Annotated in this window: 17 protein-coding genes and 1 tRNA gene; 9 read left to right on the forward strand and 9 right to left on the reverse strand. The window is 67.0% G+C overall.

Features of this window, described 5'->3' with window-relative positions:
- Window positions 1-55: 55 nt before the first annotated feature.
- Entirely contained in the window at window positions 56-1327 is a 1272-nt protein-coding gene (locus DFQ59_RS05855; protein WP_170142055.1) for a YfdX family protein, read from the reverse strand.
- A 293-nt stretch (window positions 1328-1620) separates the two neighbouring features.
- Here DFQ59_RS05855 and DFQ59_RS05860 point away from each other — a divergent pair, with 293 nt between their 5' ends.
- Window positions 1621-2073: a peptidase associated/transthyretin-like domain-containing protein gene (locus DFQ59_RS05860; protein WP_211314800.1), complete on the forward strand. Its 453-nt coding sequence runs from the start codon at window positions 1621-1623 to the stop codon at window positions 2071-2073.
- A gap of 56 nt (window positions 2074-2129) precedes the next feature.
- Here the strand turns inward: DFQ59_RS05860 and DFQ59_RS05865 are convergent.
- A tRNA-Val gene (locus tag DFQ59_RS05865) sits at window positions 2130-2204 on the reverse strand.
- Window positions 2205-2359: 155 nt separating this feature from the next.
- Between DFQ59_RS05865 and DFQ59_RS05870 the strand changes: the two genes are divergently transcribed.
- A complete protein-coding gene (locus DFQ59_RS05870; RefSeq protein WP_114278753.1) occupies window positions 2360-4777 on the forward strand; it encodes a Lon protease family protein in 2418 nt (805 codons plus the stop codon).
- Between the two features lie 22 nt (window positions 4778-4799).
- Window positions 4800-5624, forward strand: a complete 825-nt coding sequence (locus DFQ59_RS05875; RefSeq protein WP_170142056.1) for a universal stress protein — start codon at window positions 4800-4802, stop codon at window positions 5622-5624.
- A 106-nt stretch (window positions 5625-5730) separates the two neighbouring features.
- On the opposite strand, the gene DFQ59_RS05880 is transcribed toward DFQ59_RS05875, so the two are convergent.
- Window positions 5731-6030 carry a DUF6763 family protein gene (locus DFQ59_RS05880; protein ID WP_147275179.1) on the reverse strand — a complete coding sequence of 100 codons (300 nt, stop codon included), beginning with the start codon at window positions 6028-6030 and terminating at the stop codon, window positions 5731-5733.
- Between the two features lie 515 nt (window positions 6031-6545).
- On the opposite strand from DFQ59_RS05880, the gene DFQ59_RS05885 reads away from it, so the two are divergent.
- From DFQ59_RS05885 to DFQ59_RS05900, 4 genes are all read left to right on the forward strand, one after another.
- Entirely contained in the window at window positions 6546-7022 is a 477-nt protein-coding gene (locus tag DFQ59_RS05885) for a L,D-transpeptidase (RefSeq protein ID WP_114278756.1), read from the forward strand.
- Between the two features lie 104 nt (window positions 7023-7126).
- Window positions 7127-7471: a DUF1820 family protein gene (locus DFQ59_RS05890; protein WP_114278757.1), complete on the forward strand. Its 345-nt coding sequence runs from the start codon at window positions 7127-7129 to the stop codon at window positions 7469-7471.
- Between the two features lie 101 nt (window positions 7472-7572).
- Window positions 7573-8616 (forward strand): beta-N-acetylhexosaminidase, encoded by a 1044-nt coding sequence (nagZ, locus tag DFQ59_RS05895; protein ID WP_114279196.1) that lies wholly within the window; start codon window positions 7573-7575, stop codon window positions 8614-8616.
- A gap of 339 nt (window positions 8617-8955) precedes the next feature.
- Window positions 8956-9861: a crotonase/enoyl-CoA hydratase family protein gene (locus DFQ59_RS05900; RefSeq protein ID WP_114278758.1), complete on the forward strand. Its 906-nt coding sequence runs from the start codon at window positions 8956-8958 to the stop codon at window positions 9859-9861.
- Between the two features lie 242 nt (window positions 9862-10103).
- Here DFQ59_RS05900 and DFQ59_RS05905 read toward each other — a convergent pair whose 3' ends face one another.
- The 6 genes from DFQ59_RS05905 to pepA all read right to left on the reverse strand — a co-directional run bounded on the left by DFQ59_RS05905 (window position 10104) and on the right by pepA (window position 19586).
- Window positions 10104-12662: an ATP-binding protein gene (locus DFQ59_RS05905; RefSeq protein ID WP_114278759.1), complete on the reverse strand. Its 2559-nt coding sequence runs from the start codon at window positions 12660-12662 to the stop codon at window positions 10104-10106.
- A gap of 279 nt (window positions 12663-12941) precedes the next feature.
- The gene (locus tag DFQ59_RS05910; protein ID WP_245937200.1) at window positions 12942-14003 is read right to left on the reverse strand and encodes an HD domain-containing phosphohydrolase; all 1062 of its coding nucleotides are present in this window, start codon (window positions 14001-14003) and stop codon (window positions 12942-12944) included.
- 354 nt (window positions 14004-14357) lie between these two features.
- Window positions 14358-17162: a valine--tRNA ligase gene (locus DFQ59_RS05915; RefSeq protein WP_114278761.1), complete on the reverse strand. Its 2805-nt coding sequence runs from the start codon at window positions 17160-17162 to the stop codon at window positions 14358-14360.
- Between the two features lie 105 nt (window positions 17163-17267).
- On the reverse strand, window positions 17268-17627 hold the full coding sequence (locus DFQ59_RS19475) for a hypothetical protein (RefSeq protein ID WP_147275180.1): 360 nt from the start codon (window positions 17625-17627) through the stop codon (window positions 17268-17270).
- Complete coding sequence (locus DFQ59_RS05925; protein ID WP_114278763.1) at window positions 17624-18061, reverse strand: DNA polymerase III subunit chi; 438 nt, start codon at window positions 18059-18061, stop codon at window positions 17624-17626. The genes DFQ59_RS19475 and DFQ59_RS05925 overlap by 4 nt, the downstream gene beginning before the upstream one ends.
- A 25-nt stretch (window positions 18062-18086) precedes the next feature.
- A complete protein-coding gene (gene pepA / locus DFQ59_RS05930) occupies window positions 18087-19586 on the reverse strand; it encodes a leucyl aminopeptidase (protein ID WP_114278764.1) in 1500 nt (499 codons plus the stop codon).
- Window positions 19587-19797: 211 nt separating this feature from the next.
- Between pepA and lptF the strand changes: the two genes are divergently transcribed.
- Both lptF and lptG read left to right on the forward strand, forming a co-directional pair.
- Window positions 19798-20901, forward strand: coding sequence for an LPS export ABC transporter permease LptF (lptF, locus tag DFQ59_RS05935; RefSeq protein WP_170142057.1), 1104 nt, complete (start codon window positions 19798-19800; stop codon window positions 20899-20901).
- Window positions 20898-21962 carry an LPS export ABC transporter permease LptG gene (lptG, locus tag DFQ59_RS05940; protein WP_114278766.1) on the forward strand — a complete coding sequence of 355 codons (1065 nt, stop codon included), beginning with the start codon at window positions 20898-20900 and terminating at the stop codon, window positions 21960-21962. Before lptF ends, lptG begins: the two co-directional genes overlap by 4 nt.
- Window positions 21963-22109: the final 147 nt, after the last annotated feature.

A 22109-nucleotide genomic window follows, 5' to 3' on the forward strand; every position in this document is an offset into this window, starting at 1 on the left:
GTCGGTGGATATGAACCATGCCGCTTGCCCTTCCTCCGGACCCATCACGGCGGGCTCACAGGGTCCTGATGAGACCGCTCATCTGTTCGATCGTCCGGTCGTAGTCCTGGGCGACAGGAATGCCCGACTTGCCCACATCGCCCACCCGGGCCATCAGTTGCTGCACTTCGCCACGCAGTCTTTTCACCTCGTCGCGGTGGGTCTTGGCCACGTGGCGCTCCGCCTCGTCCAGGTATCCGAGGGCGCTCTCCAGCTCACTGCCGGCCTGGCGCGAGTCATGGGAGGTGAACTGGTCGATGCGGGCGAAATGCACGTGCAGGCGCGCCTCCACCAGGTCGTCCTTGCCCAGGGGCTGGTAGGTGAGGCGCTGCCAGCCCGTATCCACGTAGGACTCGGCCCGCTCGGCCAGGGCCGCGGACTCCTCCCACAGGCGCGACAGGCTGTCGGCCACCGTGCTCCCCCCCGTTTCCAGCCGCTCCTTCACCGCCTGCAGCTCCTCAACCAGGTGGTTGGCAGTATTCCGGGTCGTCTCGTCCATGGACTGGGCGGCGTGATGCAGATAGCGATCGGCCTCGGCCAGGTCGCGCCGCACCGAGTCCACCGCACCGGCCGTGAAATCGCGGGTGGCCTGCCACAGTGATTCCCGGGCCCGGGCCATGGGGGCATCAACGCTGACCGACAGGTAGACCACGCTGTCCTCGGCCTGCTGCAACGCCGTATCGGCCGCCTGCGAGTCCCCCTTGTCCAGGGCGGTCCGCGCCGCTTCGATCCGGTTTCGGGTGCGCTGCAGCGGCAAGTCCACCTCGGTGTAGACCAGCGCCGCGTCGCCGGCGCGCAACTCCTCGTCGGCGGCCTGCTTGTCGCCCTTCTGCAGCCGCTGCTTCGCCTTGTCGATATGTTCCCTGGCCTGCTGTACCGGCACCAGATCCTGGATCTCGTCCAGGGAGCTGTAGATGGGGATCAGATCGGGCAGCACCTGTTCGCTGTCCTCGTATTCCAGGTGTCGCTTGGCGACCCAGATCCGATCCTTGACCGTGGCCGTGGGCAGGGCCGCGCCGATGATCTCGAGCAGCCGGTCCACCTTGCCCAACTGGGTCCTGGCGGACTCGCCGTCCTTGCGGTGGAGGGCGGCACGGGCCTCGGCCACGTGCCGCAGCACCTGGGCCGCGGCCGAGGAGATGGCCGCGGCCTCGTCGGCGCCGAGGTGGGTTGCCGAGGTCACCTTGACCTGTTCCTGGATGGCGGCCGCCTGCGCCGGCAAGACCAGCGTTCCCAGGCCGGCGCCAAGCAAGGCGACGGCAAGCAGCTTGGGTTTCAGGTTGTACATGGTCGTATCCTCCTTGCGGTTGCGACAGGGCAGTCGCGGCTGCCCGGTATCGCATCCGTTGCATCTGCCGTGCCAGCATGGACAGCGGGATTTCAGGGGGGAAACGCCATGATCAGATACCGATGCCGGTGGTTTTGACCCGGCGACGGTGGTGGAACGGCCCATTTCACCAGTCTCCGCGCCGGCAGGAGCACAGCCGGGATCCGGGGGTGAACTTGCCCCGGACCCCGGCGGCGGTCTATATCAATGGCATGGGTTGGAGGCGGCAGACGTCAAGGAGGGAGGACAACGCTATGAAGGTAAAAACACTGTTACTGATGCTGATGGCCGGCAGTCTCCTCGCGTTCGGGAGCGCGTTGGCGGCGGCGATGCCGGTGCAGACCGCCGGAGACATTCGCTATGTCAGCGGCGGCATCGGCAGCGACGAGGTGGCGGCGATCAAGGAGCAGGCCGGCAACTATTCGCTGGTGCTGGAATTCGCCGAACGGGCCGGGAAGCGGGAGCGCTACATCGCCGACGTGGCTGTGGACATCTCCGGAGCACGCGGTGCGCCGGTGCTGAGCGTCCGGACCGACGGGCCGTTCCTGCTGGTGGATCTGCCCGCGGGCAGCTACAAGGTCAGCGCCACCTACAAGGGAAATACCCAGTCCCGCGTCATCCAGGTCGGAAGCGGGACCACCCACGCCGGCTGGTCGTGGGAGGCGGTGGGAGCCGAAGACGAGCCGGTGCGGGCAGCGGACGAGTAGCCCGGAGGGGCATAACGAAAAAAAGCCCGGCACTTGTGGCCGGGCTTTTTTTGTACTGGTGGGCGATGCTGGGTTCGAACCAGCGACCCCTGCCGTGTGAAGACAGTGCTCTCCCGCTGAGCTAATCGCCCCAATTTCGGAATGGCGCGCATTATAGCCGCGGGTAGAGGGGCGGTCAAATGGGGATTGATGCCTTCCGGACGCCGACAGGCAACGGCAACCATCCGCCGCTTGGACTATGATGCAGACGTGGGAACGGCCGTCGAAGAACCGACCAAGGAGTGTCATGTCTGAGCTGAAGCCCCTTGCTCCGGAAGCTCTCTACCAGTCCTGCGATACCAGCCGGCTGGACTTCGAGACTACCGCCGAGCTCGAGGAGATGAAGGAGATGCTGGGCCAGGACCGGGCCCGGAAGGCGATCCATTTCGGCGTCGGTATCCGGGCCGAAGGGTTCAACCTGTTCGTCCTCGGCCCATCCGGTCTGGGGAAGCTGACCCTGGTGCGCCGACTCCTGGAACAGCGCGCGGGGCAGGAGCTCCGTGCACGCGACTGGTGCTACCTGAACAACTTCACCAGTCCCCACAAGCCCCGGGCCCTCAGCCTGCCCCCGGGCCAGGGCCGGCGGCTGCGCGACGATGTGAAGCAACTGGTGGACGAGCTCGGCGGGGCCATTCCCGCCGCTTTCGAGAGCGATGAGTACCGGACCCGCAGGCAGGAGATCCAGGAGGAGTTCGAAACCCGGCAGGAGGCGGCGCTCGCCGAGCTGCAGAAGGAGGCGGAGGCGCACGACATCTCGCTCCTGCGGACCCCGGCAGGCTTTGCCTTCGCACCCATGCGCGAGGGTGAGGTGCTCACCCCGGATCAGTTCCATGAGTTGAACGAGGAGGAGCAGCAGCGGGTCGAGGCGGTGGTCTCCACCCTGCAGGAGCACCTGCAGCGCATCCTGCTGAAGATTCCCCAGTGGCGCAAGCAGGTGCGCGACAAGGTGCGTGAGCTCAATCGCGAAATCACCTTCTCCGCGGTCGGCCACCTGATGGAGCACCTGCATGAAACCTACGTGGCGCTGCCCGAGGTGCTGGAGCACCTGAAGGAGCTGGAGCAGGACGTCATAGAAAACGCGGAGAATTTCCGCAAGATGGCGGAAAGTCCGGGCGAGGAGGAGGAGGGGAAGGGGCTGCGCGGCTCGCTCCAGCACCGCTATGAAGTGAACCTCATCGTGGAGAATGCCGATCACGGCGAGGCACCGGTGGTCTACGAGGATAATCCCAGCTTCCAGAACCTGGTGGGAAGGGTGGAGCATGTGGCCCAGATGGGCACCCTGGTTACCGATTTCACCCTCCTCAAGCCCGGCGCATTGCACCGGGCCAACGGTGGCTACCTGATCATCGATGCGCGCCGGGTACTGACCCAGCCGTTCTCCTGGGAGGGCCTGAAACGGGCGCTGTTCTCCCGGCAGATCCGGATCGAATCGGTGGCCCAGTTCTTCAGCCTGGTCAGCACCGTCTCCCTGGAGCCGGAACCCATCCCCCTCGACGTGAAGGTGGTCCTGGTGGGGGACCGGCTGCTCTACTACCTGCTCAGCCAGTACGACCCGGACTTCGACAAGCTGTTCAAGGTGGCGGCCGATTTCGAGGAGCATATCGACCGCACCCCGGAGGGCACCCGGAGCTACGCGCGCCTCATCGGAACCCTGGCCCGGGAGCACTCGCTGCTGCCCCTGGACCGTGCAGCCGTCGCCCGGGCGATAGAGCACGGTGCCCGGACGGCCGGTGACAGCGAGCGGCTCTCCACCCACGTGGGCAACATCGTGGATCTGCTCCGTGAGGCCCATCACTATGCCTCGGAGGCCGGGCGCGAGGTCATCACGCGACCGGACATTCAGACCGCCATCGACGCCCGCATCCACCGCTCGGACCGGCTGCGCGAACGCATCTATGCCGAGATCCAGCGCGGCACCATCAACATCCGGACGGAGGGTGTGGAGGTGGGACTGGTGAACGGACTGTCGGTCATCGATCTCGGCAACTTCGCCTTCGGCCAGCCCTCGCGCATCTCCGCCACCGCCCGCTTCGGCGAGGGAGAGGTCGTGGACATCGAGCGCGAGGTGGAAATGGGTGGTTCCATCCATTCCAAGGGCGTGCTCATCCTGTCCCACTACCTGGCCGCCCGCTATGCCCGTGACCGGCCCCTGTCCCTCTCCGCCAGCCTGGTCTTCGAGCAGTCCTACGGAATGGTGGAAGGCGACAGCGCGTCGGTGGCGGAGCTCTGCGCCCTGCTGTCGGCCCTGGCCGGCGCGGGGGTGAAGCAGTCCCTCGCCGTCACCGGCTCGGTCAACCAGCACGGCCAGGTGCAGGCCATCGGCGGTGTCAACGAGAAGATCGAGGGTTACTTCGACATCTGCAATGCCCGCGGCCTGACCGGGGAGCAGGGGGTCCTGATTCCCCGCACCAACGTTCCCCACCTCATGTTGCGCGAGGATGTGGTCGCAGCCTGTCGTGAGGGTCGATTCCACGTCTACCCGCTGGATACGGTGGACCAGGCCGCCGCCCTGCTGACCGGGCTGCCTGCGGGAGAGGCCGACAGCGAGGGCAGATACCCCGAGGGCAGCCTCAACCGCCGGGTGGATGATCGCCTCGATGAACTCTACCACCTGCGTCTCGAGCTGATGGAGCACAAGCATGACTCCGGCGGCGAAACCTCCTGAACCGGAGCCGGGTAATACCCATGTGATCCGCCGCATACTCGTGGCCCTGGACGCCTCGCCCCACAGCCGGGAAGCACTGGAGGCGGCCGTCGAGCTGGCAGTACGCTACCGGGCCGAGCTGCTCGGGCTGTTCGTGGAGGATGCCAATCTCCTGCGCCTGGCGGAGCTGCCCTTCACCCGCGAGGTGGGTCTCTCCTCGGGCATGCCCCGGCGCCTGGACGCCCTGCAGCTGGAACAGAGCCTGCGGGCCCAGGTCCGGCTGATAGAGAAGCTGCTGCGCCAGAGTCTCCGGCATGGGCAGATCGCGGGTTCGCTCCGGGTGGTGCGCGGGCGGATCGTCACGGAACTGCTGGTTGCGGCCCGGGATGCCGACCTGGTCGTGCTGGGTCGGGGAGGGAATCCCCACCGCCGCATCATCGGCAGCAACCTGCGACAGGTCCTGGAGTCCACACTGGAAACGCCGTTGCTGGTCGGGCGGAAGGCTCCGCCCGGACGCCCGGTGCTGGTGCTGTTCGACGGCGGTGAACCCGCGTACCGCGCACTCGCCGCGGCACTTCAGCTGGCGCGGCGGGAGCGGGACGGGCTGGTGGTGCTGATACCGAGGGTCGGTGGAGCGGAAGCCGAGTCCCTGCGCGAACTGGCCGGACGATGGCTGGAACAGCAGGGGGCGCAGGCGCGCTTCCTGTTCATCCAAGGTGCTTCACCCGAGATGCTGCAGCGCGCGGTGGAAACCGAGCAGGGCCGGATTCTCGTAACCCATGCCCCCACCCGCGGCATGAGTTCCGATCTCGACCTCACCGAGCACCTGCTGGGCGGGCTGAGCTGTTCGCTCCTGTTGATACGCTGACACCAGGCGCTGGTGGAGCGCCGGGCAACGGGGAACATGACGCCCGACCCGTGACCTCACCAGCCGCGCCAGCCGGGCGGGGACGTTGCAGGACAGGGCGGGGGTGTCAGTCTTCCCGATCGATGTCGTTGAAGGGACCTGACCAGTTTTCCGGACGCTGGGCTTCCCCGTAGTTGACCTCCTCCGGCTCCAGGTCATCGAACGGTGCGGACCAGTCCTCGGGCTCCGCACTGGGCTCCAGCATCAGTTCGGTCCAGGTATCGGCATCGATCTCCTCCACCTCGCCCTCGAAATACTGGATACCGATGGTGCCGCTGTCCTCGTCCAGGGCGACCACCTCGAACAGGTCACCCGTCTCGAGGTTGCAGTACCATTCACCCACAACGGGACGGTAGCTTTCGGCCATGGCTGCATCCTCCATCATCCTGTGGCCCCCTGTAACCCAGTGTACTGCGTCGCCCCTGGAAGCACATCCGATCATCCCTGTCGGCGCCGACGCATGGTGCGATGAGCAGCAACGGGCGGCCGCGGCCGGCGGCAGATCACCCGCTGATTCCGGGCCCGCGAGGCGCGCTCCCGGTCCACGTACCTTACCAATAGGAGTCTTTGCGGCGGATTGCAAGCGATCGGTGACCCCGCCGGCGCGGCCACCCCCCATCCAGGCCGCACCGCGCCAGGCGGGGTGGCGAGGAGCGGGTCTAAGCGCCGGCCGCGCCGGTGTTGCGTTGTTCGAAGGGGCAGTTCGCCCCACCGTCCACCGCACCTTGCCCAGGGGCCGCTGGGTGAGATCCCGGGCTCGGTTTTGTCCGGGGCCGGTCGGGTATGCCAGACTGACGCGACGCAAGCCCCCGACTGCCGATCGCCGGCGGGGCGGGGACTGGACCCGGGAACGCCCTGCACAGAGACAGCGAGCTACCACACATGCCACGGATTGTTGTCGACCTTGGCCGTCAGCGGCTGATCCTGGAGCAGGATGGGGCCCGGTTCGAGTATCCCGTGTCCACCGCCCGCAACGGCGCCGGCGAGCGATCCGGCAGCGGCTGCACACCGCGGGGGCTGCACCAGGTCCGCGCCCGGATCGGCAGCCATTGCCCGCCCGGCGCCGTCTTCGTCGGCCGTCGGCCCACCGGGGAGATCTACACTCCGGAGCTGGGCGCGCGATATCCCGACCGTGACTGGATACTGACCCGGATCCTGTGGCTGAGCGGCCTGGAACCGGGACTCAACCGCCTCGGGTCCGTGGATACCATGCGCCGCTACATCTACATCCATGGCTGTCCGGACGAGCTGCCCATGGGGGTGCCGTTGTCCCATGGCTGCATACGCATGCGCAACCGCGACCTGGTGGAGCTGTTCGATCGCACGCCGGTGGGCACGCGGGTTCTCATCGTCGAGTAGTCCCGGGGCGGCGCCACGCCCGGCGGGACAGCGGCGGAGGCCATCCGGGATGCGCGGGCTGTGCTATTCTTGCGGTCCGCTCCGGCAGCCGGGAACCGTGTCCGATGGCCACCCAGCAACGTCTTTTCAAGGTCCTTTTCCACAACCAGGGCTCCCTGTACGAAATCTATGCGCGCAAGGTTACCCAGGGTTCGCTGTTCGGATTTGTCGAAGTGGAGGACCTCGTGTTCGGCGAGAAGAGCGCGCTGCTGGTGGACCCGGTGGAGGAACGCCTCAAAACCGAGTTCCTCGGCGTGTCGCGCACCTTCATCCCGCTGCATTCGGTGGTACGCATCGACGAGGTGGATCGTGAAGGTCCCGCCAAGGTCATCGAGCTCGGCGATTCGGCCGTGGTCACCCCGTTCCCGTTTCCCGTGCCGCCCCCGGACAAGGGACCCGGAAAACGCTGATGGGGTCCGCGACCGGCGCCGTTCCGCTTGCTCCCCCGTCATGAATCCGTAATCATCCCGTGCACAGCACAACAATAATGGAACAGGGGGTGGGAGACGCCATGTCACTGGGGCCCGTGATGCTGGACCTGCAGGGACTGCAGCTGGACGCCGAGGAGCGCGAACTGCTGCGTCACCCGGCAGTCGGCGGCGTGATACTGTTCAGCCGCAACTTCAGCGATCCGGAGCAGATCCAGGCGCTGGTGACGGAAATCCACACCCTGCGCGAGCCGCGGCTCCTGGTGGCGGTGGACCAGGAGGGGGGACGGGTCCAGCGTTTCCGCGAAGGGTTCACCCGGATTCCTCCCGCCGCCCGCCTCGGGGCGCTGTTCGAGCAGGAACCCAAGCGTGCGTTGCGCCTGGCGGAAACCGGCGGCTGGCTCATGGCCGCGGAGCTGCGGGCGGTGGGGGTGGATCTCAGCCTGGCACCCGTTCTCGACCTGGGCCGGGGTCTCAGCGAAGTCATCGGCGACCGTGCCTTTCATCGCCTGCCGGACACGGTCACCCGGCTGGCCCAGGCATGGATCGAGGGTATGCACCGGGCCGGCATGGCCGCCACCGGCAAGCACTTTCCCGGCCACGGTTCGGTGGCCGCCGACTCCCATGTGGATATTCCCCGCGACGAGCGCCGGCTCGAGGAGCTGCTGCTGGAGGACGTGGTGCCCTTCGAGCGGCTGTGCCGGAGCGAACTCGCGGCCATCATGCCCGCCCACGTGGTCTATCCCCACGTGGACCCCATGCCGCCGGGCTTCTCGCGGCACTGGCTGCAGGAGATCCTGCGCCGGCGACTCGGCTTCCAGGGGGTCATCTTCAGCGATGACCTGACCATGGAGGGTGCCCGGGTGGCCGGCGATACGGAATCCGCCGCCGAACTCGCCCTGGAGGCGGGCTGCGACATGGTGCTGGTCTGCAACGACCGGGCCGCCACCCACCGGGTGCTGGATCGACTCCGCAACCATGACGACCCCACCGCGCATCTGCGCCTGGTCCGGCTGCACGGCCGGCCCGCGCCGTTGCGTCCCGAACTGATGCAGTCCCAGGCCTGGAAGCAGGCGGTCAACGCCGTGGCCGGACTCGAACCACCCCAGTCACTCGACCTGGTCTGACTCCGGCGCCGGGCGGGCAAGCGCCGGATTCCTCCTCTCCCGGCGGCTTCGCACCGCACATCGGGGCCGATGCCCCGCGCCCCGTATCCATGCGCTGATCTGCCCACCCGCGGTCGCTGCGGCGGACTCCGTTGCGGCGCTCTCCGGCGAGGGATGGCTTCCGGACATCCGTTTTGTGAACCGCGTCACATCGGAGAGCGTGGACATTTGCTTTTAACCCCCTATTGCCCATACTTGGGTCAAGGCAAAAAGGCTCTTCTATGTGCCTGTTTCAGATGTATTTTTTTTGATCTTTGCCAGTTCACTCAATGGGTCACCAGCGTACCAAGGGGGTTCGCCATGTCTTTTGAAAGCAAGAAGTTCCAGGGCAGTGTCCAGGCCTACTACGAGCAGCTGACCACCCGTTTCGACATGGAGCACGGCATCATCTGGCTCTACATGCACGCCGCTCCGCGACCCTGTTTCACCCCGCGCCTGCTCGAGGACCTGCGCAAGTACCAGCGCATCCTGGAAAACCACGGCGGCCGCTTCCCGGCCAACGGTGAGCTCCTCCCCGTCAACTACCAGGTGCTCACCTCCGACGTTCCGGGCGTCTACAATCTCGGCGGGGATCTCAGCCTGTTCATGTCGTTGATCCGGGAACGGGATCGCACCGGCCTGCTGAAGTACGCCACCGCCTGCATCGACGTTCTCTTCCCCAACGCCATCAACTACAACCTGCCCCTGACCACCATCTCCCTGGTCAAGGGGCAGGCCCTCGGCGGCGGCTTCGAGGCGGCCCTGTCCAGCAACGTGGTAATCGCCGAACGCGGTTCCCAGATGGGACTGCCGGAGATTCTGTTCAACCTGTTCCCCGGCATGGGCGCCTACAGCCTGCTGGCGCGCCGCATCGATCCCATCCGTGCCGAGCAGCTGATCCTGGGCGGCCGGATTCATACCGCCGAGGAGCTGTTCGAGATGGGCGTCGTGGACATCCTCGCCGAGGAGGGGGAGGGCGAGGAGGCGGTCTACCGCTACGTGCGCAAGCACAGCCGTTCCCGCATCGGCCAGCTGGCCATGCAGCGGGTGCGCCAGCGCTACAACCCCGTCACCCATGCCGAGCTGATGGACATCACCCGCATCTGGGTCGACGCGGCCATGCAGCTGGAAGCCAAGGACCTGAAGGTGATGGAGCGGCTCGTCCGCGCCCAGGACAAGGCCTTCAGCGACGAGAAGAAGGGCGAAAACGCCCACGAGGTGGCCTGAAGAACACGCGGGCGGACTGGAACCCGAATTCACCACGAAGTCACGAAGTACACGAAGCGGCCGATCACGAAGGGACCGGCCGGTGCGGGTTCGGCGGCCGGCGGGGTCTGGCCGCCGAATCATTCATCGCGCCCTGGGATCCCGACGGAGGCCCGGTCGGTTGGGCGGGGCTTCGTGACCTCCGTGCCTTCGTGGTGAGAGCATGACACCTGCGTGGCGCGGGCAGGTCCGGGCGGGAGCGATCAGGCGTGCGCGGCGTTGCGCCGGCGCAGATACTCGCGCAGGGCTTCACGGGTCTGCTCGAACTCGCGGAACAGCCCCTCGAGGCGTTGGCGCATCAGCCCCGGGTCACCGAGCCGGGTGGCCCGTGAGAGCTGGGAGCAGGCTTCGTAGAGGGTATCGGCGCCGAGGCTGCCGGCACTCCCGGCGATGGCGTGGAGGATGTCGCGCGCCTCTTCGAAGGCACAGCGGTCAACGGCCGGGCGCAGCCGTCCCAGCAAATCCTCGGTGTCGCTGATGAATCCGTCGATGAGCTCCTCGAGGAAATCGCTGCCCTGGGCCAGCCGTTCCAGGTGCTCGAGCGTCTGCGGGCTGAGGCTGCCGCCCGCAACGGGGGCCGACGGTTTGTCCGTCGATTGAACAGGCGACGTGGGGAGCTTCTCCATGGTGGGTCTGCTCTCTTCCTTTTCCGGTGTCAGGCGGCGAATCGCCTCCAGCAACAGGCGCGGTTCGATCGGCTTGGTGAGATAGGAGTCGGCGCCGGCCTCCTCGCACTCGCGCATTGCCTCGGTGGTCGCATTGGCGGTGAGGACAATGAAGGGCAGGTGCCCGGACTGGGTCGGCATCATGCGGTAGATCTTCATCGCCTGCAGGCCGTCCATCACCGGCATCTGCATGTCGATGATGACCAGATCGTAGCTGTCGCTCTCCAGCGCGTCGAGAACCTCCTCGCCGTTGCCGACGATGCGGGAGGTGTGCCCGGCCCGTTCGAGTATGCGCTGGATGACCTTCTGGTTGGTCCGGTTGTCCTCGCCCACGAGAATGTTCAGCCGGGCGCCGTCGCAGGCCGCCGCCAGGTGCTCGGAGAGCCGCACCACGTCGTCCGTGGGCGCCTGTTCGGACCGCGCCGCGTGCAGCGCATTGAACAGCAGCGGCTTGGCCACGGGATGGTGGAGCAGGGCGGAATAGCCGCCCTGGAGCAGTTGTTCCTGCTGCAGATGGTCGAGTCCGCCATGGATCAGCACCAGCGAGACCTGGCGCAGCGCCGTTTCTCCCGCCACCGCGGAGGCGAACTGCTGGGGCGTCATGTCCAGGTAGCGGGCATCGGCCAGCACGATGTGGTGAGGTGTGCCCTTGTTGGCGGCGTCAACGAGTCGGGCGAAGGCCTGGGCGCAGGAGGGACAGGAGTCGGAGCTGACGCCCCAGCCGGCGAGGAAGTCGGCGACTATCCGCCGGTCCGCCGAGGGAACGGCCACCTGCAGCACCCGGGTGTCGCTGAGGCTCATGGGCGGACCGCCCGCCTGCCGCATCACCGCCTGCTTCTCCAGCGGCAGCTCGAACCAGAAGGTGGTGCCCCGGTTCTCCTCGCTCTCCACGCCGATCTCGCCGCCCATCAGCCCGACCAGCTGCTTGGCGATGGTGGTGCCCAGGCCGGTCCCCCCGTAACGGCGGGTATGGGAGTCGTCGGCCTGGGTGAAGCTGTCGAAGATGCGTGCCCTGGCGTCGGCGGGAATCCCGATGCCCGAATCGATCACCTCGAACCGCAGCCTGACGGCGGTCTCGTTCTCCGACAGCCGATGCACCCGGATCTCGACCCCGCCCTCCTCGGTGAATTTCACCGCGTTGCCGGCCAGGTTGATCAGGATCTGGCGCATGTGCAGGGCGTCGCCCAGGAGCAGGAAGGGTGTCTCGGGCGAGATGTGCACGGTGAACATCAGCCCCTTCGCACGCGCCTGGGGGATGAGCATGGCGGCGGTGCCGTTGACCAGTGCGTGCAGATCGAACTCGGTCCGCTCCAGGACCAGCTTCTCCGCCTCGATCTTGGAGATGTCGAGAATGTTCTCGATGAGGGAGAGCAGGGTTCTGGCCGAGGCGTGGATGGTCTGCGCCAGGTCCTTCTGCTCGGTATTGAGGCGCGTGTCCATGAGCAGATCGCTCATGGCGATGACGCCGTTGAGCGGCGTGCGGATCTCGTGGCTCATGTTGGCCAGGAACCGGCTCTTGGCCTTGTTGGCCTGGTTCGCCCGTTCCACGGCATCCTCCAGGCGGTGCAGCAGGGTCGCCACGTAGGGAGGAATGAGGAACAGGGTGAACAGCATGGCCATGGCCAGGATGCGGTGGGTCGCCCAGTAGTCGTTGAGCATGATCACCGCGATGAACCCGGTCAGGCTGATGAGCGTGGCCACGTAGAGATAGCGGGCGCCGAAACGGAAACCGTTGCCGAGTGTCACCCACAGGTAGATGCCGAACAGCGGCGCACCCGTCTCCCCGAGCATGTACATGGCGTAGGAGGTGGCGCCCAGGTCCAGCACCATGCCCAGCACCCGGCGTCGGGGCGCGATGCCGGGATGGGTCAGGATCCAGCCCAGCAGGCCGAAAGTGGCGGCCAGGAACAGCGCCGAGGCGACCAGCACACTGGCCTCGTGGGATTCGATGACGCCGTCGGCGAAGGCCGAGTAGACCAGGTAACCCACGGCGATCGACCCGAGCAGGGTACGCAGGAACGCCTGCTCGCGCTCGGGATCGGCCTGCCGGCGCCGGCGCACCCGCATTACCGCTTTCAGGGTTGTGGACAGGGGCATCGAGCTCTCTTCGGTCTCTCGGTTGGAACCTGAACCGCATGATTCGGAAGGGCGCAGCCAGCGTGGCTGGCCCCGCGGGAGGCGGCCACGCTGAAGATACCCCAGCCTGCGTGGCGTTTCACCCGGCGCGCGCCATCCACCCGCTGGTGCGGTGCGGGTACACCGGACAGCCCGGCCCGGCCCATGAAGTCAGGCCGCGCGGAATTCGCCACTCACTTTGGCAAAGTAAAGCCTAAACAAAGAGATAGCACAAGTCCGCGCGTGCCGGGGTGTGACCGGTCACTCGGCTTCTTCGAGCCGCCCCATGTCGGGCAGCTGACGCTGCACTTCGAACACCCGGCTGTGATCGGAGAGAAAGGCTTCCACGCAGCGGGGATCGAAATGGCGACCGACCTGGGTGGTGAGGTAGTCCATGGCGTCTTCGCTGGACCAGGCGGGCTTGTAGGGACGGACGGTGGTCAGGGCATCGTAGACGTCGGCAACCGCCACCACGCGGGCCGCAAGGGGAATGCGGTCACCGGCGAGCCCCTGGGGATAGCCGCTGCCGTCGTAGCGCTCGTGGTGGTTGAGGGCGATGATCGCCCCCATCTGCAGGTATTTCGAGGGACTGCCCTTCAGTATCTCGTAACCCATCCGGGTATGGGCCTTCATGACCTCGCGTTCCCGATCGGTCAACCGGCCCCGCTTGAGGAGAATGCTGTCGGGAATACCGATCTTGCCGATATCGTGCATCGGCGCCGCCTGTTCGATCACCTCGCTCTCCTGCGGCAGGAGCCCCAGCTGATCGGCGATGAGGCGGGAGTACTTGGCCATGCGCAACACGTGGTTGCCGGTGTCCACATCGCGGTATTCACCGGCCTTGGCCAGGCGCAGCAGCGTTTCGTACTCGCGGGTACGTATCTCGGCGGTGGCCAGGGCCACCTGCTGCTCCAGCCACTTGGCGCGGTCCTTGATGATGCGCTGCTGGCGGCGCAGGGTCAGCAGGTTGCGGCAGCGCGCCTGGACCTCGTAGTGGTCGATGGGCTTGGTGAGAAAATCGGTGGCGCCGGCCTCCAGCGCCTGGTAGCGGATGTTGCGATCCTCCACCACCGTAATCACCACCAGGGGAATGTCGGCTCCGTGGGGAGTGGCCCGGAACCGGCGGGTGAACTCGACGCCGTCGAGCTCGGGCATCTTGTAGTCCGTGATGACCAGATCCGCCTGGGCTTCACGGGACCATTCCAGCGCCTCAAGGGGATTGGCGAAGGTGACGATGTCGAGACCGTTTTCAATCTTCTGCACAAGCTCGGCAAGGATCTTGCGGCTGGTGAACTGGTCGTCGACGATTAGAACGGTTGACATGATCCGTGCGCGGCCCCGTGGCATGGCTGGAATGCAGCGCTGCATTGGCGAAGAATACGGCTGCGGTCTTGATTAATGTAGCCCCATCCCGGGACGGAGACCAACGCCGGTGTCAAGCCCCGTGAAGGGTATCACAGTAACCGCGGCGGGCGGAGGCACTGGCGGTGCGGTGGAACGCCGGCAACCTGCCAGGTTTTTCGGCGCCAATCCCCCCGCTTCCAGCGGGCGCGTCGAGGCGGAGGGAAATCGAATCCGCCGCCCCGGCAGGCAACCGTTCCCCGGCATTGCCGCGGCTGGGCGTTCGGTCCCCGGCAAACGCCGCGACATCCCGAACGCAGCGGCCCGGGCGAGTCGTCACAGGGTCTCGATCTGGGCCTTCTGCGCCTCCAGTTTCTCCAGGGCCGAGCGCACCTCCAGCGCCCGCTGCCGTTCCTTCTCCACCACCTCGGCGGGCGCCTTGTTGACATAGTTGGGATTGGCCAGCTTGCCCTCGGCGCGTTCCAGGTCCTTGCCCAGGCGGGCGATCTCCTTGCCCAGCCGGGTGAGCTCGGCATCCTTGTCGATGAGTCCGGCCATGGGGATCAGGATGCGCATCCCGCCGACCAGGGCGGTGGCGGAAACCGGCGGCCGGGCACCCGCTTCGAGCCAGGCCACCGATTCCAGCCGGGCGAGGGTGGAGAGAAAGGCCCGGTTCTCCTCCAGGCGTCGCCGGTCCTCTTCCCCGCCATGGTCCAGGAGCACCGCCAGCGGCTTGCCGGGGGCGATGTTCATCTCCCCGCGGATGCTGCGTACCCCGATGATGAAGGCCTGCACCCATTCCATGTCCGCGACGGCCTGCGCGTCCTCCTTTCCGGCCTCGGCCTGCGGATAGGGCTGCAGCATGATGGTGGAGCCGGACTTGCCGGCCAGCGGCGCCACGCGCTGCCAGATCTCCTCGGTGATGAAGGGCATCAGCGGATGGGCCAGGCGCAGCAGGGCCTCCAGCACCCGGACCAGGGTGCGCCGCGTGCCGCGGCGGGCCTCCTCGCTGCCGGACTCGGTGGTGAGCACCGGCTTGGAGAGCTCCAGGTACCAGTCGCAGTACTCGTTCCAGGTGAACTCGTAGATGGCCTGGGCGGCGAGATCGAAGCGGTAGGCCCCGATGGACTCCGCCACCGTGCGCTCGGTCTGCTGCAGCCGGCTGATGATCCAGCGATCGGCCAGGGACAGCTCCACCGGCTCATTCCCGCGGCCCGTGTCCTGGCCTTCGGTGTTCATCAGCACGTAGCGGGCGGCATTCCAGAGCTTGTTGCAGAAGTTGCGATAGCCCTCGATGCGCCCGAGATCGAACTTGATGTCGCGGCCGGTGGAGGCCAGGGCGCAGAAGGTGAAACGCATGGCATCGGTCCCGAAGGCGGGAATGCCGTCGGGGAAATCCTTGCGGGTCATCTTCTCGATGGCCTTCGCCATCTGCGGCTGCATCAGCCCGCTGGTGCGCTTGGCCACCAGGCTGTCCAGTTCGATGCCGTCGATGAGATCGATGGGGTCCAGCACGTTGCCCTTGGACTTGGACATCTTCTGGCCGTGGGCGTCGCGCACCAGGCCATGGATGTAGACCTCGCGGAAGGGGACGTCACCGGTGAACTTCAGTCCCATCATGATCATCCGGGCGACCCAGAAGAAGATGATGTCGAAGCCGGTCACCAGCACCGAGGTGGGGTAGAAGGTGGCGTACTCCGGCGTCTCGCGGGGCCAGCCGAGGGTGGAGAAGGGCCACAGGGCCGAGGAGAACCAGGTGTCCAGCACGTCCGCATCCTGGGTCAGGGGCACCGCTTCGCCCAGGCCGTGCCTCTCGCGCACCTCCGCCTCGCTGCGGCCCACGTAGAACCGGCCGTCGGCGTCATACCAGGCCGGGATGCGGTGTCCCCACCAGATCTGGCGGCTGATGCACCAGTCCTGGATGTTCTCCAGCCACTGGAAGTAGGTCTTCTCCCAGTTCTCGGGGATGAAGCGGATGTTCCCGCCGCGGACCGCCTCGATGGCGGGCCGGGTGATGGCGGCCAGCCCGCCGGGACGGCCGTCGGGCTGGGTCTCGCGGGTGAGGTCCACGAACCACTGGTCGGTGAGGTAGGGTTCGATGACCGCGTGGGAGCGATCGCCGCGGGGCACCATCAGCTTGTGGGGATCGATCTTCTCCAGCAGGCCCGCCGCCTCGAGGTCCTGGACGATCCGTTCGCGGGCGTCGAACCGGTCCAGGCCGCGGTAGCGCTCCGGCATCTCGGCATTGATCCGCGCGTCCACGGTGAAGACGTTGATGAGCGGCAGGTCGTGGCGCTGGCCCACGGCGTAGTCGTTGAAATCGTGCGCCGGGGTGATCTTCACGCAGCCGGTGCCGAACGCCGGATCCACGTAGTCGTCGGCGATGATGGGGATGTCGCGCTCCGCCAGCGGCAGGCGCACCATCCTGCCCACCAGGTGGCGGTAGCGCTCGTCATCCGGGTGGACCGCCACGGCGGTGTCGCCGAGCATGGTCTCGGGCCGCGTGGTGGCCACCACCAGGTGGCCCGAGCCGTCGGCCAGGGGATAGCGCATGTGCCAGAGGGAGCCGTCCTCCTCCTGGGACACCACTTCCAGGTCGGAGACCGCCGTGTGCAGCACCGGGTCCCAGTTCACCAGGCGCTTGCCGCGGTAGATGAGGCCCTCATCAAAGAGCCGGACGAACACCTCGATCACGGCCTCGGAGAGCCCTTCGTCCATGGTGAAGCGTTCGCGGCTCCAGTCCAGCGAGGCGCCCATGCGGCGCAGCTGGCGGGTGATGGTGCCGCCGGACTGCTCCTTCCACTCCCAGATCCGCTCGACGAACGCCTCCCGCCCGAGATCGTGGCGGGTCTTGCTCTCCACGTTGAGCTGACGTTCCACCACCATCTGGGTGGCGATGCCGGCGTGGTCGGAACCGGCCTGCCAGAGGGTGCGGTCGCCCCGCATGCGGTGGTAGCGGGTGAGCGCGTCCATGATGGTGTCCTGGAACGCGTGCCCCATGTGCAGGCTCCCGGTCACGTTGGGCGGCGGGATCATGATGCAGTAGGGGGCGCCCTCGCCGCTGGGGGCGAAGTAGCCGTTGTTCTCCCAGGTCTCGTACCAGCGCTGCTCGATGGAATGGGGATCGTAGGTCTTGTCCATGATGGTCCGAATCAACAACAAAGGGCGGACGGCAGGCAGGGCGCGCCATGCCGTGTCGACGGTTCAGTAACCGGTGAGTGGAAAATGCAGCATTATAACGTAACGTCAGTCGTCGCGCGGGCCATCTCCAGCGCTGTCCCCGTGACTCCGGGCGGCCTGCCCGAGCGCGGTATCGAGCCGCTCGCGCAGCCGCGGCGCCAGTTCCGATACCAGCCGCGCCGCCAGGTGGTCCGCCTCCCGGCGCAGGGTGTCGGCGAGCTCCTGGCGGACCGCGCCCAGCAGGGCGGCGGTGAGCTGCTCCGCCAGCAGACGCTCATCCGCGCCGGTCGCGGGCGGGGGGGGAAGGGGGGCTTCGCTCTCCGTGCCCCCGGCCGGCGGGACTGAGTCGGGGGCCGGGCGCCCGGGCTGAACCACCTCGTCGAGGACGGGGATCGCCTCCGGATCCGGAGGCTGCTCGCGGCTCATGGCTGCTTCTCCCGCAGATCGTGCGTATTGAGGGGATAGCCGCGCTCACGATAGAACCGGTAGTGCTCACGGCCAAGCCGGGTGGTTTCGGGATCCTGGGTGACGATTTCGACAACCCGGGGATAGCCGCTGAAGAAGGCCGGCACCTCCGGAGCGAGATTGACCAGCACGTCGGCAGCGGGCCAGGTCTCCTCCCCATGACCGATCCGGATCAGTTCCGGGCCGTTGCCGCCGGCGAGCAGCCGGTGGGGCAGAAAGCTGTCCTGGCGCCAGGTCCACAGCAGGTCGTCGAGAGCCTGCGCCTCGTCCCCGGATCCGGCATGCAGGTGAATCCGGTAGCCGCGCCCATAGGCCTTCTCCACCACCCGGCAGGCGAACCGGGCGCGCACCTCGCGGCGCGGTTCGGAGAGGATGTAGAAATCGACCCGGGTCATCGCCGCCTGTCCCCGCCCGTCCCGTTCACTCGCCCTGGCCGCAGCAGTTCAGCAGGTACTGGGTGAGCATGGGGACGGGCCGGCCGGTGGCCCCTTTCTCCTTGCCGCTCTTCCACGCGGTGCCGGCGATGTCGAGATGGGCCCAGTGGTAATTGCCGGTGAAGCGGGAGAGGAAGCAGGCCGCGGTGACGGCGCCGGCCTCGCGCCCGCCGACGTTGGCCATGTCGGCGAAGTTGGTGTCGAGCTGCTCCTGGTACTCCTCCCACAGGGGCAGCTGCCAGCAGCGATCGGCGCTCTCCGTGCCGGCGGCGAGGAGGTCGTGCGCCAGCGGGTTGTGATTGGAGAACAGGCCCGTGGCCGCGTTGCCCAGGGCGATCACGCAGGCGCCGGTCAGCGTGGCCACGTCGATGACCACCGCCGGCTCGTAGCGCTCGGCGTAGGTCAGGGCATCACAGAGGATCAGCCGGCCCTCGGCATCGGTGTTCAGGATCTCGATGGTCTGCCCCGAGAGGCTGGTCACCACGTCCCCCGGCTTGCTGGCATTGCCGTCGGGCAGGTTCTCGCAGCTGGGCACGAGGCCCACCAGGTTGATGGGCATCTGCAGCTCCAGCGCCGCGGTCAGGGTGCCGATCACCGCCGCCGCACCGGCCATGTCGAACTTCATCTCGTCCATGGCCGCGCCCGGCTTGATGGAGATGCCGCCGGAGTCGAAGGTGATGCCCTTGCCCACCAGGACCACCGGCGCCTGCCCCTTGGGTCCGCCCCTGTACTCCACGATGATGAACTTGGGCGGCTGGCGGCTGCCCCGGGTCACCGAGAGCAGGGCGCCCATGCCGAGCTTTTCCATGTCCGCCTGCTCCAGCACCGTGGTCTTGACGTTCTTGTAGACCTTCGGCATCGAACGCGCCTGCTCGGCGAGATAGGTGGGCGTGCAGTGATTGCCGGGCAGGTTGGCCAGCTCCTTGGCCAGTCGCACGCCGGTGGCGATGGCCTGTCCCTGGCGCACGGCCGCCTCGCCGGGGGCGAGATCGCGCCGGGTGGGCACATTGAGCACGAACTTGCGCAACGGCCGCCGCGGCGGCTTCTTCTCGGTCTTGAAACGATCGAACCGGTAGACGGTCTCGTTGGCCGCCTCCACCGCCTTGCGCACCTTCCAGGCGATATTGCGGCCCTTCAGGCCGAGCTCGGTCAGGAAGCAGACCGCCTCCATGGCACCGGTTTCATTGAGGGTATTGACCGCCGTGGCGACGGCCTTCTTGTAGACGGCCTCGCTGAAGTCCCGCTCCCGGCCGCACCCCACCAGCAGCACCCGGTCGCTGAGCATCCCGGGCACGTTGTGCAGCAGGAGGGTCTGTCCCGGCTTGCCTTCGAGGTCGCCGCGGCGCAGCAGGTTGCTCAGGAACCCGTCGCTGATCTTGTCGATCTGCTGGGCCGCGGGGGAGAGCCGGCGGGGCTCGAACACGCCCGCCACCACACAGGCACTGCGCTGTTTTTCCGGGTTGCCGCTCTTGACACTGAATTCCATAGCCTCTCCCGATGCAGACAAGCGAAGACGGTTCGTGGATAATCAGCACGACGGTACCCGGTCAGCTGCCTGAAACGGAGTCCCGCGGCTGTGAAACAGGCGGAAAAGTATGATTTTTGCCGCCTTTTTGAGCTTATCGGCTAGTTTACCAAGAAATAACCAACGTGAAAGGGCGCGGCGCGTCCGCCATAACCCAAACAAGAAGCCGGCCTTGATCATCCCCCGCTACATCGCCCGGTCCGTACTCACCAGCGTGGCCGGCATCTCGACGCTCCTTCTGGCCGTGCTGGTCAGCAACCGCTTTGTCAACTATCTCGCCGAGGCGGTCAGCGGCCAGTTCTCCGGCGAAGGCATCCTGGTGCTGCTGCTGCTCAAGCTGCCGGCCTATCTCGGGCAGATGCTGCCCCTGGCCCTGATGCTGGCCATTCTCATGGTATTCGGCCGGCTCTACCGCGACCAGGAGATGTTCGTCTTCTTCTCCAGCGGCATCGGACCCGGCCGCCTGGCCGGCATCGTGCTCGGCATCAGCGTGCCCGTGACCCTCCTGGTGGCGCTGCTGATCCTGGTGGTGGGGCCCTGGTCCAGCGAGCGCGAATACAGCATCAAGGCGGCCGAGCGGGCCACCGCGGCCCTGCGCATGATCTCCTCCGGACGGTTCACGGAACTGGCCGGTGGCCGCGGAATCTTCTATGTCGAGCGCCTGAGCGAGGGCGAGCAGCGGCTGGAGAATGTCTTCGTGGCCCGGGTGCTCCGTCAGCGCGAGGGCAGCACCCCCCGCATCGGCGTCATCTCGACCCGCGAAGCCCTGCTCAGCAGGGACGCCGATACCGGCGACTACTTCGTGGTCATGGACCAGGGCCATCGCTACGAGGGCGTTCCCGGGCAGGGCGATTTCCGCATCGTGAACTTCGATCGCTATGCCGTGCGGGTCCAGGAGCAGGCGGCGACACCCAAGGTCAAGCGCGAGAGCCTCGGCAGCGGGGAGCTCTGGCAGCGCGGCGGACCGAAGGATATCGCCGAGCTGCAATGGCGCCTTTCCATCATCATTTCCACCCCGCTGCTGGCGCTGCTGGCCGTTCCCCTCGGGCGCACGCGGCAGCGCCAGGGACGCTTCGCCCGCATTCTCCCCGGCCTGTTCGCCTACATCGTCTACGTGAACCTGCTGGGCGTGGCCAGGGTATGGGTGGAGGACGGCCGCATACCGGGCTTCGTCGGATTGTGGTGGGTGCATCTGCTGCTGCTGGCCGCCGTCCTGGTGCTGCTGCCGGGCCGTTTCGGCTGGGACCGGCTGCGTGAACAGTGGCGCACCGCATGAGGATCATCGACCGCTACCTGGGCCTGAACGTCCTCCTGGCCACGCTGCTGGTGCTCGCGGTACTGCTTGGCGTGGAGCTGTTCTTCACCCTGGTCGAGGAGCTGGGGGATGTGGGAAAAGGCACCTACGGCGTTTTCGATGCCCTGGCCTACGTCCTCCTCACACTGCCACGACGCGCCTATGAGCTGCTGCCGGTCTCGGCCCTGCTGGGCGCCGTGGCGGCGCTGGGACTGCTCGCCAGCCACGGCGAGCTGGTGGTGCTCCGGGCGGCCGGGCGCTCCATTCTCAACATCGGGCTGGGCGTACTGAAGACGGGGCTGCTCATCGCGCTCGGCGGCATGCTCATGGGAGAGTTCGTGGCCCCGGGGGCGGAGCAGTACGCCCAGGCGCAGCGCTCGATGGCCAAGACCAACCGGGCGACGCTGCAGACCGCCGAGGGCTTCTGGGCCAAGGACGGCGGCACCTTCATCCATATCCAGGACATTCTGCCCGGCGCGGTGCTGGCCGGCATCACCATCTACGAATTCGACGACTCCCAGCAGCTGCGGGTCGCCACCCTGGCGCGACGGGCGCTTTTCCGCGACGGCCACTGGGTCCTCGAGGGCCTGGAGCAGAGCGTGCTGGAGGAGGAGCGGGTGCGGACCTACAGCCTGGACCAGGCCGGCTGGGACACCATGCTCAACCCGGACCTGCTGAGCGTGGCCATCGTCAAGCCAGAGAACCTCTCCGCCTATGGCCTGCACCGCTACATCGCCTATCTCGAGGACAACGATCTCGATGCCGGCCGCTACCGGCTAGCCTTCTGGCAACGACTGGCCAAGCCCCTGGCCATCGCGGTCATGGTCCTGCTGGCGGTGCCCTTCACCTTCGGTCCGCTGCGCTCGGCCCACACCGGAGCCCGCCTGGTGGTCGGCGCCGTGGCGGGTTTCGCCTTCCACCTGTTCAACCTGACCGCCGGGCAGCTCAGCCTGGTCTACGGCGCATCGCCGCTGTTCGGCGCCTTCGTCCCCTCCCTGGTGTTCCTCGCCGCCGCCCTGGTGCTGGCCCGCCGCAACGCCTGAAACTGCCGCTTCCACCGCAGATTGGCGTTTATTGACGTTGATTGTCCTGCCTAGGTCCATCCGCTGAAGCATCACTCGGCAGACTGGCCCGTCGGTGGAGGCGCGACGTTGAAACGGACACGACCGCTACCGGTTGGGCTATTGCGT

Origin of the sequence: Thioalbus denitrificans (assembly GCF_003337735.1) — a bacterium.
Taxonomy (GTDB): Bacteria; Pseudomonadota; Gammaproteobacteria; order DSM-26407; family DSM-26407; genus Thioalbus; species Thioalbus denitrificans.

Coding starts and splice junctions, on each gene's coding strand:
- DFQ59_RS05900 (WP_114278758.1), top strand. CDS start 8,956: ATGTCTTTTGAAAGCAAGAAGTTCCAGGGCAGTGTCCAGGCCTACTAC.
- lptG (WP_114278766.1), top strand. CDS start 20,898: ATGAGGATCATCGACCGCTACCTGGGCCTGAACGTCCTCCTGGCCACG.
- DFQ59_RS05855 (WP_170142055.1), bottom strand. CDS start 1,327: ATGTACAACCTGAAACCCAAGCTGCTTGCCGTCGCCTTGCTTGGCGCC.
- DFQ59_RS05890 (WP_114278757.1), top strand. CDS start 7,127: ATGGCCACCCAGCAACGTCTTTTCAAGGTCCTTTTCCACAACCAGGGC.
- DFQ59_RS05915 (WP_114278761.1), bottom strand. CDS start 17,162: ATGGACAAGACCTACGATCCCCATTCCATCGAGCAGCGCTGGTACGAG.
- DFQ59_RS05905 (WP_114278759.1), bottom strand. CDS start 12,662: ATGCCCCTGTCCACAACCCTGAAAGCGGTAATGCGGGTGCGCCGGCGC.
- DFQ59_RS05925 (WP_114278763.1), bottom strand. CDS start 18,061: ATGACCCGGGTCGATTTCTACATCCTCTCCGAACCGCGCCGCGAGGTG.
- DFQ59_RS05885 (WP_114278756.1), top strand. CDS start 6,546: ATGCCACGGATTGTTGTCGACCTTGGCCGTCAGCGGCTGATCCTGGAG.
- DFQ59_RS05860 (WP_211314800.1), top strand. CDS start 1,621: ATGAAGGTAAAAACACTGTTACTGATGCTGATGGCCGGCAGTCTCCTC.
- pepA (WP_114278764.1), bottom strand. CDS start 19,586: ATGGAATTCAGTGTCAAGAGCGGCAACCCGGAAAAACAGCGCAGTGCC.
- DFQ59_RS05910 (WP_245937200.1), bottom strand. CDS start 14,003: ATGTCAACCGTTCTAATCGTCGACGACCAGTTCACCAGCCGCAAGATC.
- DFQ59_RS05880 (WP_147275179.1), bottom strand. CDS start 6,030: ATGGCCGAAAGCTACCGTCCCGTTGTGGGTGAATGGTACTGCAACCTC.
- nagZ (WP_114279196.1), top strand. CDS start 7,573: ATGTCACTGGGGCCCGTGATGCTGGACCTGCAGGGACTGCAGCTGGAC.
- DFQ59_RS19475 (WP_147275180.1), bottom strand. CDS start 17,627: ATGAGCCGCGAGCAGCCTCCGGATCCGGAGGCGATCCCCGTCCTCGAC.
- DFQ59_RS05870 (WP_114278753.1), top strand. CDS start 2,360: ATGTCTGAGCTGAAGCCCCTTGCTCCGGAAGCTCTCTACCAGTCCTGC.